Annotated in this window: 13 protein-coding genes and 1 riboswitch; of the genes, 11 read left to right on the top strand and 2 right to left on the bottom strand. The window is 52.2% G+C overall.

Annotated features, from left to right (window positions below):
- Positions 1–67 precede the first annotated feature (67 nt).
- Positions 68–1,183, bottom strand: coding sequence for a sporulation integral membrane protein YtvI (gene ytvI / locus R70723_RS10135; protein WP_039871764.1), 1,116 nt, complete (start codon positions 1,181–1,183; stop codon positions 68–70).
- Between the two features lie 399 nt (positions 1,184–1,582).
- On the opposite strand from ytvI, the gene R70723_RS10140 reads away from it, so the two are divergent.
- From R70723_RS10140 to R70723_RS10160, 5 genes are all read left to right on the top strand, one after another.
- Positions 1,583–2,695 carry a citrate/2-methylcitrate synthase gene (locus R70723_RS10140; RefSeq protein ID WP_039871765.1) on the top strand — a complete coding sequence of 371 codons (1,113 nt, stop codon included), beginning with the start codon at positions 1,583–1,585 and terminating at the stop codon, positions 2,693–2,695.
- A 159-nt stretch (positions 2,696–2,854) separates the two neighbouring features.
- Positions 2,855–4,150, top strand: coding sequence for an NADP-dependent isocitrate dehydrogenase (gene icd, locus R70723_RS10145; RefSeq protein ID WP_039871766.1), 1,296 nt, complete (start codon positions 2,855–2,857; stop codon positions 4,148–4,150).
- A 108-nt stretch (positions 4,151–4,258) separates the two neighbouring features.
- Positions 4,259–5,200, top strand: a complete 942-nt coding sequence (gene mdh, locus R70723_RS10150; protein WP_039871767.1) for a malate dehydrogenase — start codon at positions 4,259–4,261, stop codon at positions 5,198–5,200.
- Between the two features lie 126 nt (positions 5,201–5,326).
- Positions 5,327–5,752 carry a hypothetical protein gene (locus tag R70723_RS10155; protein ID WP_039871768.1) on the top strand — a complete coding sequence of 142 codons (426 nt, stop codon included), beginning with the start codon at positions 5,327–5,329 and terminating at the stop codon, positions 5,750–5,752.
- Between the two features lie 199 nt (positions 5,753–5,951).
- Positions 5,952–8,303: an S-layer homology domain-containing protein gene (locus R70723_RS10160; RefSeq protein WP_179088075.1), complete on the top strand. Its 2,352-nt coding sequence runs from the start codon at positions 5,952–5,954 to the stop codon at positions 8,301–8,303.
- Positions 8,304–8,380: 77 nt separating this feature from the next.
- Here R70723_RS10160 and R70723_RS10165 read toward each other — a convergent pair whose 3' ends face one another.
- Complete coding sequence (locus tag R70723_RS10165) at positions 8,381–8,806, bottom strand: NUDIX hydrolase (protein WP_039871771.1); 426 nt, start codon at positions 8,804–8,806, stop codon at positions 8,381–8,383.
- A gap of 223 nt (positions 8,807–9,029) precedes the next feature.
- On the opposite strand from R70723_RS10165, the gene R70723_RS10170 reads away from it, so the two are divergent.
- From R70723_RS10170 to R70723_RS10195, 6 genes are all read left to right on the top strand, one after another.
- Positions 9,030–9,899 carry an SDR family oxidoreductase gene (locus R70723_RS10170; protein ID WP_039871773.1) on the top strand — a complete coding sequence of 290 codons (870 nt, stop codon included), beginning with the start codon at positions 9,030–9,032 and terminating at the stop codon, positions 9,897–9,899.
- Positions 9,900–10,061: 162 nt separating this feature from the next.
- Positions 10,062–10,167: riboswitch (TPP riboswitch) on the top strand.
- 81 nt (positions 10,168–10,248) lie between these two features.
- Positions 10,249–10,908: a thiamine phosphate synthase gene (locus R70723_RS10175; RefSeq protein ID WP_179088076.1), complete on the top strand. Its 660-nt coding sequence runs from the start codon at positions 10,249–10,251 to the stop codon at positions 10,906–10,908.
- Positions 10,905–11,108 carry a sulfur carrier protein ThiS gene (gene thiS / locus R70723_RS10180; RefSeq protein ID WP_039871775.1) on the top strand — a complete coding sequence of 68 codons (204 nt, stop codon included), beginning with the start codon at positions 10,905–10,907 and terminating at the stop codon, positions 11,106–11,108. The genes R70723_RS10175 and thiS overlap by 4 nt, the downstream gene beginning before the upstream one ends.
- Before the next feature lie 48 nt (positions 11,109–11,156).
- Positions 11,157–11,921, top strand: coding sequence for a thiazole synthase (locus R70723_RS10185; protein ID WP_039871777.1), 765 nt, complete (start codon positions 11,157–11,159; stop codon positions 11,919–11,921).
- Positions 11,922–11,960: 39 nt separating this feature from the next.
- Positions 11,961–13,076, top strand: a complete 1,116-nt coding sequence (thiH, locus tag R70723_RS10190) for a 2-iminoacetate synthase ThiH (RefSeq protein ID WP_039871778.1) — start codon at positions 11,961–11,963, stop codon at positions 13,074–13,076.
- 137 nt (positions 13,077–13,213) lie between these two features.
- A complete protein-coding gene (locus R70723_RS10195) occupies positions 13,214–14,866 on the top strand; it encodes a fumarate hydratase (protein ID WP_039878543.1) in 1,653 nt (550 codons plus the stop codon).
- Positions 14,867–15,007 lie beyond the last annotated feature (141 nt).

A 15,007-nucleotide genomic window follows, 5' to 3' on the forward strand; every position in this document is an offset into this window, starting at 1 on the left:
GCGGCAGGGGCGTTTTTTGTTTGTTTAGGGAATTAAACGGAACCCCTCCTTGAAGCACCCGGCGCCGCTAATGCAGCTTGCCGCTAACGATATAGCTGTGCAGCGCGCGGAAAACTCCGGCACGGCTGAAGGCGCCCAGCACGACCAGCACGACCGGGCCAATCAGAATGCCGAGCATGCCGAACAGCTGGAGGCCGGCGAATACGCCGATCAGCATGAAGAGCGGGTCAACCCCGATGCTGCTGGCCAGTACCTTTGGCTCCAGTACCTGACGGGTGATAAGGATGATGCCGTAGAGCACGAGCAGTCCAGCGGCCAGCCCTAAATTGCCGGTCATGTAGGAATACAGCGCCCACGGCAGCATAATAATACCTACACCGAGGTAGGGCACCGTGTCGATCAGCCCGATGGTCAGCCCGATGACAAAGGCGGAGTTGACCCCGAGCAGCAGTAGACCAATGATCACAATGAATGCCGTGACGGAGATTAGCACCGCCTGGGCGCGGAGATAGCCGACCAGGGCTTTGCGCAGATCCTTCCAGATGTTAGATACGGGACGCAGCAGGGGGGCGGGCAGGAGTCCGGTCAGTCTGGCGTTATGGCGCTCCCATCCGGTGCTGAGGAAAAATGCGGCCAGCACAATGACAATCAGGATCGTTCCGAGGCTCGGGAGTGCGGACACAAGCCCCAGAATCATATTGAAAAATCCGGTGATCAGCTTCGTTACGAATTGGCCTACCGTCTCCGTAGTCCGGGTGATATTACTGTCAATTGTAGCGTGATAGCCGGGATTATCGTGGTAAAACTGGTTGATCTGGTTAATAATATTCTGAATACTGGCATTGCGGCTGAGCGACATCAGCAGCTCCCGCCATTCATCGGTGTGCAGATCAAAGGTCTGAAGCAGTACAATAAGCTCCTTGACAAGACGGGTAATCAGCGCGGTCAGCACCAGCGCGGTCCCCCCGATATAAAAGAGCAGCGACAGCACAACGGCCAGCCACCCCGGCAGCTTGAAGCCCTTAAGAATCAGCACCAGCGGATGGATAAGGTAAGCCAGCAGCCAGGCAAGCAGCAGCGGATAGATCAGCGGCAGCAGTACATATACAGCCAGCACCAGGCCGGCTCCGGCAAGTACGACCCACAGGCCGCGCAGCATTTTTTTTACCAGCGGAGAATCCATTGTCCACCCCTCCTGTAAGCCCTGAGCTTCTGCTGAAAAACAGCTCGTCTAATGTATATTCAGCTGTCAGAATTGCAGACTATGAAATGCCGTGAAATGCTGAGAAGCAAAAAAACAGGGCATTAAATATAAACTGAAAGCGCAATCATGAAACGGGAATGCGGAATGTTTTTTTCTATCCCTCCGATAAAATCATTTGATGCCAAACAAAGCTTCCACGTTGTTCACATAACCGTCAAAATCCGGTATGATAATTAAAGGTTCTGTTTCGAAAGTTAGTTGCAATCCCCGGAAGGGGTATTACTGCCTGGTTTGTGAAGTTCTATCCTTAAAATTGTAAATGTTTTCATGATGTCAGGAACGGCTCGCACACCCTCGTTGGCAAAGGAGAGATATACTATGACAGCTACTAAAGGCCTGGAAGGCATCGTCGCTACAACCTCCTCGATCAGCTCGATTGTGGACGGCGTACTCACCTACCGCGGATACGATATTGATGATCTTGCGGTAAATGCGACTTTTGAAGAGACCGCTTATTTGCTGTGGTTTGGTAACCTGCCGACTACCCCTGAGCTGCAGACCCTGCAGCGTGATTTCAGCGCTTTTGCGCCTATCCCGGAGCAGGTCATTGCCCAGATGAAGCTCTATCCCAAGGAAGCGAGCACGATGGCCGCGCTGCGTTCCGCCGTATCCAGCCTTGCGCTGTACGATGAAGCCGCCGATGACATGAGCCGTGAAGCCAATGTAATAAAAGCAGTGAAGCTGCAGGCGCAGATACCGACGATTGTGGCTGCGCTGGCGCGTATCCGCAAGGGTCTGGAGCCGGTGGCTCCAAAGGAAGGCGTCTCCATCGCCGAGAATTTCCTCTATATGCTCTGGGGCAGACAGCCGGATATTGTATCGGTTAAAGCACTGGATGCAGCCCTTGTCCTGCATGCCGACCATGAGCTTAATGCTTCTACCTTTGCCAGCCGCGTTACTGTGGCTACGCTGTCCGATATTTATTCCGGTGTAACCTCGGCCATCGGCGCGCTCAAAGGCCCGCTGCATGGCGGGGCGAATGAAGCCGTAATGAAAATGCTGGAGGAGATCGGCAGTCTGGATGCGGTTGAGCCCTATATTAACGATAAGCTGGAGCGGCGCGAGAAGATTATGGGCTTCGGGCACCGCGTGTACAAAAACGGCGATCCGCGCGCCAAGCATCTGATGAAGATGTCCCAGGAGCTGGGAACGATGAAGAATGATACAACACTCTACGATATGTCCGTGAAGATCGAGGAGCTGATTACCGGGCAAAAGGGGCTGAAGCCGAATGTCGACTTCTACTCGGCCTCCGTGTATACACAGCTGGGCATTGAGCGCGAGCTGTTCACCCCGATCTTTGCAATCAGCCGGACCTCCGGCTGGACCGCGCATATTCTGGAGCAGTATGAGGACAACCGCATTATCCGTCCGCGTGCTGAATATACAGGAATGCTGGAGCAGAAATACGTTCCGGTAGACGAGAGATAGGCAGGGGACTTGCAGGCGGCTGCCCCCCTTAGTAGAATTGTAGTTATGACAGTAACGCATTATGAGTGAACCAGGCAGACGTTTTTAGTGCCGGCTTAGAGTCAAGGCTTCCGCAGAACGTCTGCCGCTACTATACTTTTTTAGGAGGAATCCCCACAAATGTTGAAACTCGAGAAGTACGATCTGCCGACTGAAGGCGAACAAATTACGATTGAAGATGGCAAGCTGGTGGTTCCTGCTAATCCGATTATTCCGTTTATCGAAGGCGACGGCACAGGGCGCGACATCTGGAAAGCCTCCAAGCGCGTGCTGGATGCAGCTGTAGATAAAGCATACGGCGGCGAGAAGAAGCTGGCCTGGTACGAAGTGTTTGCCGGCGAGAAGGCCTTCAATACATATGGTGAATGGCTGCCGAATGATACGCTGGAAGCAATCCGTGAGTATATCGTAGCGATCAAGGGACCGCTGACAACCCCGATTGGCGGAGGGATCCGCTCTTTGAACGTGGCGCTGCGCCAGGAGCTGGATTTGTACGTGTGCCTGCGTCCTGTACGTTATTTTGACGGCGTGCCTTCACCGGTTAAGCATCCGGAGCTTGTGGATATGGTTATTTTCCGGGAAAACACTGAAGACATCTATGCCGGTATCGAGTACAAGGAAGGCTCTGAGGAAGTTAAAAAAGTAATCGAATTCCTCAAGAAGGAAATGGGCGTTAACAAAATCCGCTTCCCGGAAACCTCCGGTATCGGTATTAAGCCTGTATCCTCCGAAGGCTCCAAGCGTCTGGTGCGTGCTGCAGTTGAATATGCAATCAAGCACGGACGCAAGAGCGTTACCCTAGTGCATAAGGGCAACATCATGAAGTTTACCGAAGGCGCGTTTAAGAACTGGGGATACGAAGTGGCTGAGCAGGAGTTCGGCGACAAGGTGTTTACCTGGAACCAATATGATGTAATTAAAGAGAAGGACGGCGAAGCGGCGGCAAATGCAGCCCAGAAGGAAGCGGAGGCAGCCGGTAAAATCATTATCAAGGATGCTATCGCAGACATCGCGCTGCAGCAGGTGCTGACCCGCCCGACTGACTTCGACGTTATCGCTACACTGAACCTGAACGGGGACTACCTGTCCGACGCACTGGCTGCACAGATCGGCGGTATCGGCATTGCACCGGGAGCGAATATCAACTATGTGACCGGACATGCAATCTTTGAAGCGACTCACGGCACGGCGCCTAAGTACGCTGACAAAGACGTTGTTAACCCGGGATCGGTTATCCTCTCCGGCGTTATGCTGCTTGAGCACCTCGGCTGGCAGGAAGCGGCTGACCTGATCTACAAAGGCATGACTACCGCAATTAACAACAAGACGGTAACCTATGACTTTGCCCGCCAGATGGAAGGCGCGACAGAGCTGAAATGCTCGGCCTTTGCTGACGAAATTATTAAACATCTGTAATCTGTTACTCCTGATCTTCGGGCCGGAGGAAGCTGAATGCTTCCAAGGCCCGTTTTGTGCGAGAAGGAGTATTAATAAAAATTAAATTAAAATTCAGGAGGTTCACCTGTGGCCATCAAACGTTATAAAATTACTGTCGTAGGCGCCGGTTTTACCGGAGCTACCACAGCACTTATGCTTGCCCAGAAGGAGCTCGGCAACGTCGTGCTGCTCGATATTCCCCAGCTGGAGAATCCGACCAAGGGCAAAGCGCTGGATATGCTTGAGGCAGGTCCGGTCCAGAAGTTTGACAGCCAGATCACCGGCACCTCCAACTACGATGATGCCGCAGATTCGGATATTGTCATTATTACAGCAGGCATTGCCCGCAAGCCGGGAATGAGCCGTGATGATCTGGTGAACACGAATGCCAGCATCGTTAAATCAGTCTGTGAGAACATCAAGCGTGTAGCGCCAGAATCGATTGTTATCATTCTGAGCAATCCGGTTGATGCGATGACCTATGTGGCTTATAATGCCCTTGAATTCCCGAAGAACCGTGTTATTGGTCAATCCGGGGTACTGGATACGGCGCGTTATTGCACCTTTATTGCCCAGGAGCTTAATGTTTCGGTAGAGGATGTGCGCGGCTTTGTCCTCGGCGGACACGGGGATGATATGGTGCCGCTCGTGCGTTATTCCAGTGTAGGCGGCATTCCGGTGGATAAGCTGATTCCCGAGGAACGTATTGCCGAGATCGTGCAGCGTACCCGTGTAGGCGGCGGGGAAATCGTCAGCCTGCTCGGCAACGGCAGCGCTTACTATGCGCCTGCAGCATCTCTTGTACAGATGACGGAAGCGATCCTCAAGGACAAGAAGCGTATTATTCCGGTCATCGCCCTGCTCGAAGGTGAATATGGGTACGACAATCTGTTCATGGGTGTTCCTGCGCTGCTTGGCGCCGATGGTATTGAGACAATCTATGAGCTGGAGCTTACAGCTGAAGAGCAGGCAGCCCTGGATAAATCGGCGGATTCAGTGCGTGCAGTTACGTCCGCTGTCAGTGTCTGATCCGGACAGCTCCGGAAATCGGCTTCCATTTTATTTAATAAAGCGGGGTTTTCTTTTCTTGCGCAGCACAGTCGGTTATAATTAGTATGTAACTTATATCACAGCGACTATTAGAGGAGGTAGAGGATGGACCGTTTTTTGTATTTTCTACATATGATCGGGACTCTGGCGCTAGGCTTCTATCTGGTACTGCCGTTTATCTTAAGCGGGGCGCAGAAGCTCTCGGCACCGGCCAGAGAAGGTACGCTTAGCGCAATTACCGGCTTCAACCGCTTTGCCCAGTTCGGGCTCATTATTCAGCTGCTGACCGGCGGCTACATGATGAGTCAGGATGATTACTCCGTAGCATGGATGGTTGTCGTAGTTGTGCTGCTTCTGGCTATGTTTGCGCTCGCAGGAATTATGGGCAAGCCTCTCCGCTTAGCAGCGGCTGGTATGCGCGAGAACCGCGATGTATCGTCTTACACGGCCAAGCTGCGGACGATGAGCCTGCTGCTGATGGTTGTGCTGATCGCCATGATTTTCTTCATGGTCTACAGACGTATTATTTAATTGAAGAATCGGGAAATAGCTCCGGGGCTGCGGCTGCCGGGGCTATTTGGTTTGTGTACATATATAGGCTGTATATGGCGTGACAAAGACAACGTAATTGCCGGTAATGTATTCCTATTTGCCAAATATTAATGTAAAATAACAGCGTTTGGCGAAATAATGATTATACATGGTATTGCGGGGGAGAGAAGCAACAAGGATGAGAACTAAAGGGATAATAGCGCTAGGGTTGGGAGTTACTCTGGCCTTCAATGCACCGTCGGCAGTCAATGCAGCTGAAGGAATTAAGGACTACGAGGGGCACTGGGCGCAGAAGCAGATTGAAAGCTGGCTGCAGAACGGCTGGCTGAAAGGCTTTGAAGACGGCTCGGTTAAGCCGGATCAGGGGATCTCAAGAGCGGAGTTTGTTACACTGGTCAACCGGATGTGGGACATTAGTGAGGGCAAGTCGGCAGCGTTCAGCGACCTGTCTAAGTCAAGCTGGGCATACACAGAATTCTCCAAAGCGGTGTCAGCCGGTTATATTCAGGGGTATGAAGGGAAGGTTCATCCCAATGCGCTGATTACCCGCCAGGAGGCAGCGATCATAATCAGCAGGCTGATGAAATTCGAGGACGGCTCAGCGGATGCGCTCGCTGCCTTTACCGATGCCGGCCGCATCGCCGCCTGGAGCCAGCCAAAGGTAGCGGCAGTAGTAAATGCCGGAGCGATGAAGGGGTATCCTGACGGCAGCTTCAAGCCTGACCGCCCGATGACAAGAGCGGAGTCTGTGGCATTGATGGAATCGTTCAACAACCTTAGCGGAGGAGTGGGTGATGCCGTTGTCACCCGCGCGGTGGAATTTGGAAGCTCCAATTCCTCTAGTCTCAGGGCTTTTAAAAATCTTACTGTTACCGCATCCGGAGTAAAGCTGAAGAACATAACGATCCAAGGTGATCTGCTTCTGAAGGAAGTGACCGGTGCCGGCGGGCTTACTCTGGATAATGTTACAGTTGAAGGCCGGTTAATCATCGAAGGCAGCGGTTCTGATACTGTATATCTGAGTAATTCCAGACTCAATCAGATTGTTGTCCAGAAAAAGAGCGGCGAGGTTCAGATAATTGCCGCAGGCACAACCGAAGCCGGACAGGTGCAGGTGCGTTCCGGCGTTAAGCTGGAAGAAAGCGAAGGTTCCGGCAAGGGCTTTACTGATATTGCTGTCTCTTCTGATCTGCCTTCAGGAACAGTTGTAGCACTGAGTGGAGTCTTTAATCATGTTAAGGTTGAAGCTGCAGCAGCAGTGTTGAAGCTGCAGAAGGGCACTTTGAGCCTTCTGAGTGTGGCACAAGGGGCCTCGTCTCTTCAAGCGGAGCTGGAAGCAGGAACAGTTATAGCCCGTGCTGTACTTGATTCGGCAGCAAGCTTTACAGGAAGCGGCGAGATTCAGGCGGCAACTGTAAACGATGGCGGTAAAGGCTCTTCTTTCGCCCGGAAGCCTTTAACAGTAGATGGAAGCCAGAAAGAATCAATAGTAACAGGTACGGGAACACCGGTTATTGTTGCTGGCGGAGGAGGCTCGGGCGGCGGTTCTGCAGGAGGCGGCAGTAACGGAGGCGGAGATGGTGGTTCTATTGAAGCGCCCGCTCCAGCGGTTTTGCCGGTCATCGAAGGAATTACCTTGGCTCAAGGCAGTAAAGATGTATATACTAATGCCGCAACTGCGGTCATAAGCTTTAACGGGCTATCCGGAGCTGAGCAGGCGGCAGCGCATTATGCGGGCTACTATTTTACGGCAACTGCTGAGACAGCACCTGATCCGGCTAATCATTATATAGAGACACTGCCTGATGCAAAAGGAAGCTACAGGTTTTCGATTGAGCCAAAGCATCTGCAGGACTATATGACAGTAATTTTGTATGATGTAAATAATAAAGCAATAGGCCATCAGGTAATCAAATTAGATCTGAAGGCCAGGTATTCAACGCTGGATGAGCCGGTTGAGCGTTTCAGTGAAGGAGTCACAATCACCCGAAGCCTTGAGAGAGGCTTTATTAACGACAGAATAGCGATCAGGGAAGAATTTGCAGCACAGCATCCAGAAATTCAATACTTCGTATACTCGGCAAATACCGAGCTGCCTTATGTGGTGGATGCGGATAAGGATTTCAATGTTAAGAGTCTTTCAGCCCAATCTCATTATTTGAATGGGGTAACGGATATCGTATACGGATATTCCTATGAGGACTCTGAAGATTATTTAGCGCCGTTCTATACAGTGAAAAATTTTGAAGAGCAGTATATGATTATTTTCTACGATAAGGATATGCATGTGACCGGTTATTATCAGGGTCCGTCTATCCTTACTGACCAGCAGGCTGCAGATACCGTTGCTTTCAAAATCGATCAGCTGCCTGAAGCAGAAAAACTCACCCTTGAGCATGAGCCGGCGGTTAATTGGGTGTACCGGAGATATTCCAACCTGACTGAAGCTCAGAAAGAGCTGGTCAACAAAGCAAACACGGACAAAATCATTGCACTAAAAACAGCAATAGACAAATTAAAGCTTGGTTAGGAAAGAAAGTCCCTACCAGCACATCAAAGACCGCTGCCCTCAAAGGCGCGGTCTTTTTCGCCTGTAAGCATACCGCGCTACAACAGCTCCGCCATTGTGAGCACGCCGCTCCGCTCAAATTCAGCCAGAATTCCCGGAGGCAGCAGCTCCTCAAGCTCAGTCCGGGTACACCATTTGTAGGCTGCGTGCTCCTCAGAGAGAATTACTGCGTCCTTTTCGCTTTCGCAGAGATAAGTGATGATGACAACCTGCCTGCCGGGATCGGTCAGAAAAGAAGCGGCATATGCTACTGCTCCGACCGTTACGCCAAGTCCTGTTTCTTCAGCGATCTCCCGTTCAAGCGCGGCTTCCAGCCCTTCTCCGAATTCAATTTTCCCTCCGGGACACTCCCAGCTTCCGGCCCCTATAATATCTGCCGCAGCGCGCCGGACAATAAGAATACGGCCCTGGTGCACAATGATTCCTTTGACGGCAATGATAATGCTCCTGGAATTTCTGGTCATATAGGTTCTGCCTCCTTCATGCCTGCTCCTGTTCATCCTGATACATTATATCCGCACTTTACGCCGGCAACGACTGATTTTTTTGTTTGGCCGGCTTTTAACTGTGGTAAGTAACATAGCGTAGACCTAAAGTGCCTGAGATCAGCGCATAAACCAGCAATCCTTAGCCATCCTAAAACGATGAATGACTTCGAGAAGTGCAAAAGCGAAAGGAGAATGGATCATGCCAGAAAATCAAGAAGCCAAGAAAACGTTGCCTCCGCAGGTGCAGGACAAGCAGCCGGGAATCGAAAGTGAGATGAATCCGCTGCCGGAGTTTGAAACCTCCGAATATAAAGCGGCCGGCAAGCTGCTGGGCAAGGCAGCGCTTATTACCGGGGGAGACAGCGGAATCGGGCGTGCGGTAGCCGTGCATTTTGCCAAGGAGGGTGCTGATGTCGTTATTTCCTATCTGAATGAGCATAGCGACGCAGAGGAGACGAAACGCCAAGTGGAGCAGGAGGGCCGCAAGTGTATTCTGATTGCCGGTGACATCGGTGTAGAAGCCTTCTGCCAGGACCTGATCAACAAGACGGTAGAAGGGCTCGGTAAGCTGGATATTCTGATCAACAATGCTGCCGAACAGCATCCGCAGGACAAGATTGAGGACATTACCTCGGAACAGCTGGAGCGGACCTTCCGTACTAATATATTCTCAATGTTTTATTTAACCAAAGCAGCCATGCCTCATCTGAAAAAAGGTTCAACAATCATTAACACAACTTCGATTACGGCCTACCGCGGTAATCAGCAGCTGCTGGACTATTCGTCCACCAAAGGGGCGATTCTCAGCTTCACCCGCTCCCTGTCGATGAATCTGGCTGAAAAAGGCATCCGGGTCAATGCTGTGGCTCCGGGTCCGATCTGGACTCCGCTGATTCCATCCACCTTTGATGCGAAAAAAGTGAGCGAGTTCGGGGGCACGCAGCCGATGAAGCGTCCGGGACAGCCGGAGGAGCTGGCACCAGCCTATGTCTATCTGGCTTCCAGTGATTCTTCCTATGTCAGCGGCCAGGTCATTCATGTTAACGGCGGAGAGATTATTAACGGCTGATGTCCGGAGCCATCCAAACGATTATGTAACAAGCAGCAGAGAGTGCGCCAATTGGTGCACTCTCTGCTGCTTTATATGCAGACTGCGGAATATTATGCCGCTTAACCTAGATTTTTCATGCAAAATAGTGTTAATATATACGAAGTCAGCAACAGAATATGAATTTGTCACTAGGGGTGCCGCAAGGCTGAGACGAACGTACGTTTAGTTCGGACCCTTTGAACCTGATCTGGTTTATACCAGCGTAGGAAAGTGGATAAGCATTGTATTGCAGCGCATACGGTCCGGAAATCCGGCTGTTTTTCTGTATACTGTTTTCACCGCCTCCTGCCTGGAGGCGGTTTTTTTTGTGTTTTTAAAGAAAAGGGAGGTGGACGTACTGGCCGAAATTCATCTGCTCTCAGACGGAAAGCTTGCCGCGGAGCCGTTTGCTGTTCTCGCAGCAGCTGTTCATCCGCAGGTAGACTACATTCATTTACGTGAAAAAAAGCTATCGGCGCGCGGGCTGTATCAAATGGCCGTAGGCTTGCTCCGTGCCGGTGTACCGGCCGGTAAATTGATCATCAATGACCGGCTGGATGTGGCAATGGCTGTGGGGGCAGCAGGTGTACAGCTGGCCTGGCACAGCCTGCCTGCCGCTCCAGCCCGGCTGGCAGCGGGCGCTACCCTGCGGCTTGGCTCCTCCGTGCATTCGGTCCAGGAGATTAGGGACGCAGGCTGCCAAGGGGCAGATTACTGCCTCTTCGGGCATGTGTATCCTTCAACCAGCAAGCCCGGCCTGAGGGAGCGAGGCTTGGCCCAGCTGAAAGAGGCTGTGCTTGCCGCCGGGGTTCCGGTTATTGCATTGGGGGGAATTACGCCGGATAATGCGCCGGAGGTCCTGCAGGCTGGCGCAGCGGGAATAGCAGTGATGTCCGGTATATGCGGTGCAGATGATCCGTTTGCAGCTTCACAAGCCTACCGGAACGCAGTGACGGGAGCTGCCGCCAAAGGAGGTGAGAAGGCATGAATCTGATCGTCAACGGCAAAGCGGCAAATTACAGTGAGGATTGCCGTACAGTAGCTGATTTGCTTAGTCTGCCTGAATGGAACAGGAGACTGGTCATTGTAGAGCTGAACGGCGAGATTGTTGCCAAGGAGCATCACGGTGCTTATCTGTTGAATGAAGGAGACCGGATTGAGGTCGTGCATTTTGTGGGAGGCGGCTAATCCCGTTTACATGCCGGGTACAAATTTTAAATACAGGAGGCAATTCAGATGTCAGATCCTTTCGTAATCGGAGGCCGCTCCTTATCGAGCAGGCTGTTTATCGGAACCGGCAAATACAGCCGGAACACTCTTATTCCGGAGGTGGTGGAGGCTTCGGGCTCAGAGGTCATTACAGTAGCGCTCAGACGTGTGGACCCAAACAGTAATGATAATATTATCAGCCATATCCCGGACAGCATGACCCTGCTTCCTAATACCTCCGGTGCACGTACTGCCGAGGAAGCTGTCCGTATTGCCAGACTGGCCAAGGCTTCCGGTCTCGGCAACTGGGTTAAGATTGAAGTAATCAATGATCAGAAATACCTGCTGCCCGATAATGCGGAAACGATCCGTGCCACGGAAATTCTGGCGGCTGAAGGCTTTGTGGTGCTTCCTTATATGAGCCCTGACTTGTCTGCGGCCCTCCGTATGCAAAAGGCGGGTGCTGCCGCAGTTATGCCGCTTGGATCGCCTATAGGCACAAACCGGGGGCTAAAAACCTTGGAGCTGCTGCGCATTCTGATAGCTGAAGTAGAGCTTCCGGTCATTGTTGATGCCGGAATCGGCCGGCCGTCTGAGGCAGCGGAAGCGATGGAGCTGGGCGCTGCTGCTGTGCTGCTCAATACGGCCATCGCCACTGCACGCGATCCGCTGCTCATGGCCTCGGCATTCCGTGATGCTGTAGCTGCAGGCCGTAAGGCCTACCTGGCTGGACTGGGTCCCGTAGAGGAGACTGCATCGGCATCATCGCCATTAACGGGTTTTCTTGGCTGACAGTGACAGAATCAGGAACCGGCGAAAAGGAGGAGTACCATGGGTTTTTACGAGACTGCACACGCTCTTGGCCATCAGGTGAATGCAGGAATGTGGGGGCAATTTAACAAAGAAGATGTAAGGCGTTCGCTCCGCAAAGAGCAGCTGGATGAGCATGATCTGCAGGTTCTGCTGTCTCCTGCAGCAGGGGATTGTCTGGAGGAGATGGCCCGGCAGGCCAGAAGTCTGACCCGTTCGCATTTCGGACATGTCATGCAGCTTTTTACACCGATGTATCTTGCAGATTTCTGCATAAATCACTGCACGTACTGCAGCTTCAGCTCTATTTATGATTTTCCGAGAAAAAAGCTTAGTCCTGAAGAGGTTAGACGGGAGGCAGAGGCGATAGCGGCTACCGGAATCCGGCATATTCTTATTCTGACAGGTGAATCGCGGACGGAAAGCCCGGTTTCTTATCTCAAGGAATGTGTGAGGATACTAAAGGAATTTTTCTCTTCTGTCAGTATTGAAGTGAATCCTTTGTCTGAGGGTGAATACAAGGAGCTTAAGGAAGCCGGTGTAGACGGATTAACCTTGTATCAGGAAGTTTACCATGAGGAGACCTACAGCAAGCTGCATGTCAAAGGTCCCAAAAAAATCTACCGCAACCGCCTGGATGCGCCTGAGCGGGGCTGCCGGGCAGGATTCCGGGTGGTAAATATCGGAGCGCTGCTGGGGATGTATGACTGGCGGCAGGAAGCTTTCTTTACCGCCATGCATGCGAGATACCTGCAGGACAAGTACCCGGAGTGTGAAATCGGGCTGTCTGCTCCGCGTTTCCGCCCTTTTCTTGGAGAGTATGATTCCGGACATATCGTAACCGACCGGGCTCTGGTACAGATTATTCTGGCCTACCGCCTGTTCCTCCCCCGGGCAGGCATAACCCTGTCCACACGTGAGCCGTCCGCGCTAAGAGACCGTCTGATCCATCTGGGCGTAACCAAAATGTCTGCCGGGGTATCCACTGAAGTTGGAGGCCATACACAGCAGGGAGGCACTCCGCAGTTTGAAATTTCCGACGGACGGAGTGTGCATGAAATCTCCGAGATGCTCAAAGCAAACAGCCTGCAGCCGGTTTATAAGGACTGGGATATGCTTGATGCCGGAATATACTAAACATGGCATATATAGTCCGGGATAGGGTAGTTCAATTTTAAAGTAAACCCTTTCATGCACGGCAGAGTGTGATATGATAATACTAATTGTATCAGCCTTAAGACAACCTGCAATGGATGAGAGGAGCCGGAATGAAGATGCGGAATTTTGAAGAAAGCATTTATAATCTGATCGTAGAGACCTCCACGAATTTGCCTGGTGATGTGCGCAGAGCCGTTGCCAAGGGACGTGCACTGGAAGACCGTGCCACCCGCTCGGGCCTTGCCCTGACAACAATCGCCCGCAATATCGGCATGGCCGAGCTTCAGGTATCACCGATCTGCCAGGATACGGGGATGCCGACCTTTATCATTCATACGCCTGTAGGCGTTAATCAGATTGAGATGAAGAAGGATATCCATAGTGCGGTTATCCGGGCTACCAAGAACGGAAAGCTGCGGCCCAATTCAGTGGATTCGCTGACCGGGGAAAACAGCGGTGACAATCTGGGCGCCGGAACACCAGTCATTCATTTTGAGCAATGGGAAGAAGAGAATATAGACGTAAGGCTTATTCTCAAAGGCGGCGGCTGTGAGAATAAGAATATCCAGTACAGCCTTCCCGCCGAGCTTGAGGGCCTGGGCAAGGCGGGCCGGGATCTGGACGGTATCCGTAAATGTATCCTGCATGCCGTGTATCAGGCGCAGGGTCAGGGCTGCAGCGCCGGCTTTATCGGCGTCGGCATCGGCGGAGACCGGACAACCGGTTATGAGCTGGCCAAAAAACAGCTGTTCCGCAAGGTTGAAGATACGAACCCGGTGGAGGATCTGGCCAAGCTGGAGAATTATATTATGGAGAATGCGAACAAGCTGGGAATCGGTACGATGGGCTTTGGCGGTGAAGTCACCCTCCTCGGCTGTAAGATCGGTGTGATGAACCGCCTTCCGGCCAGCTTTTTCGTCTCGGTTGCCTATAACTGCTGGGCCTTCCGCCGCCAGGGCATTCTGGTTGAGCCTGCCACAGGTGAGATCAGGGACTGGCTCTATGAGAGCGGTACAGGCATCTCTGTCGATGAAGCGGGCGCGCCGGTTCCTGTGCCCGTCACTGCACATCCGGCTGCTGCCGAAGCCGGCGTTACTCCAGGGGATGCTGTAATTACGTCAGCACCTGCAATTGCAGCAGCGGAGGCTTCGGCCCCGGCTGAGCCTGATATCGCTGCAGCTGAGGGTTCACGTGAGGTACGGCTGACTACACCGGTCAGCGAAGAGGATATCCGCAGCCTGCGGGTCGGTGATGTTGTGATTCTGTCCGGAGAAATGCATACCGGACGTGACGCACTGCATAAATACCTGATGGATCATGACGCGCCGGTCGATCTGAACGGAGCGGTCATCTATCACTGCGGCCCTGTTATGCTGAAGGACGATGAAGGGTGGCATGTTAAGGCGGCAGGACCGACTACCAGTATCCGCGAGGAGCCTTACCAGGGCGATATTATCAAGAAATTCGGCATCCGCGCAGTAATCGGCAAGGGAGGAATGGGTCCCAAGACGCTCAAGGCGCTGCAGGAGCATGGCGGGGTATACCTGAATGCGATCGGCGGAGCAGCACAGTACTATGCGGAATGCATTAAAAAGGTTAACGCGGTTGACTTCATGGAATTCGGTATTCCTGAAGCGATGTGGCATCTTCAGGTAGAGGGCTTTGCGGCGATCGTAACAATGGATGCGCATGGCAACAGCCTGCATGCAGATGTCGAGAAGGACTCGGCTGCCAAGCTGGCCCAGTTCCGTGAGCCGGTATTTAAATAAACAGATTATCCTTATATGCCAAAGCCTCCTTTCAAATTTCGGAAAGGAGGCTTTTTGACATTAATTTTTGTTGACAGCGCATACATGGACATGGTAATTTTTACTTGGGAAACCGGTTTCCTGAATGACATCCCAGATTTG

The organism is Paenibacillus sp. FSL R7-0273, from assembly GCF_000758625.1.
Lineage (GTDB): Bacteria > Bacillota > Bacilli > Paenibacillales > Paenibacillaceae > Paenibacillus_AQ.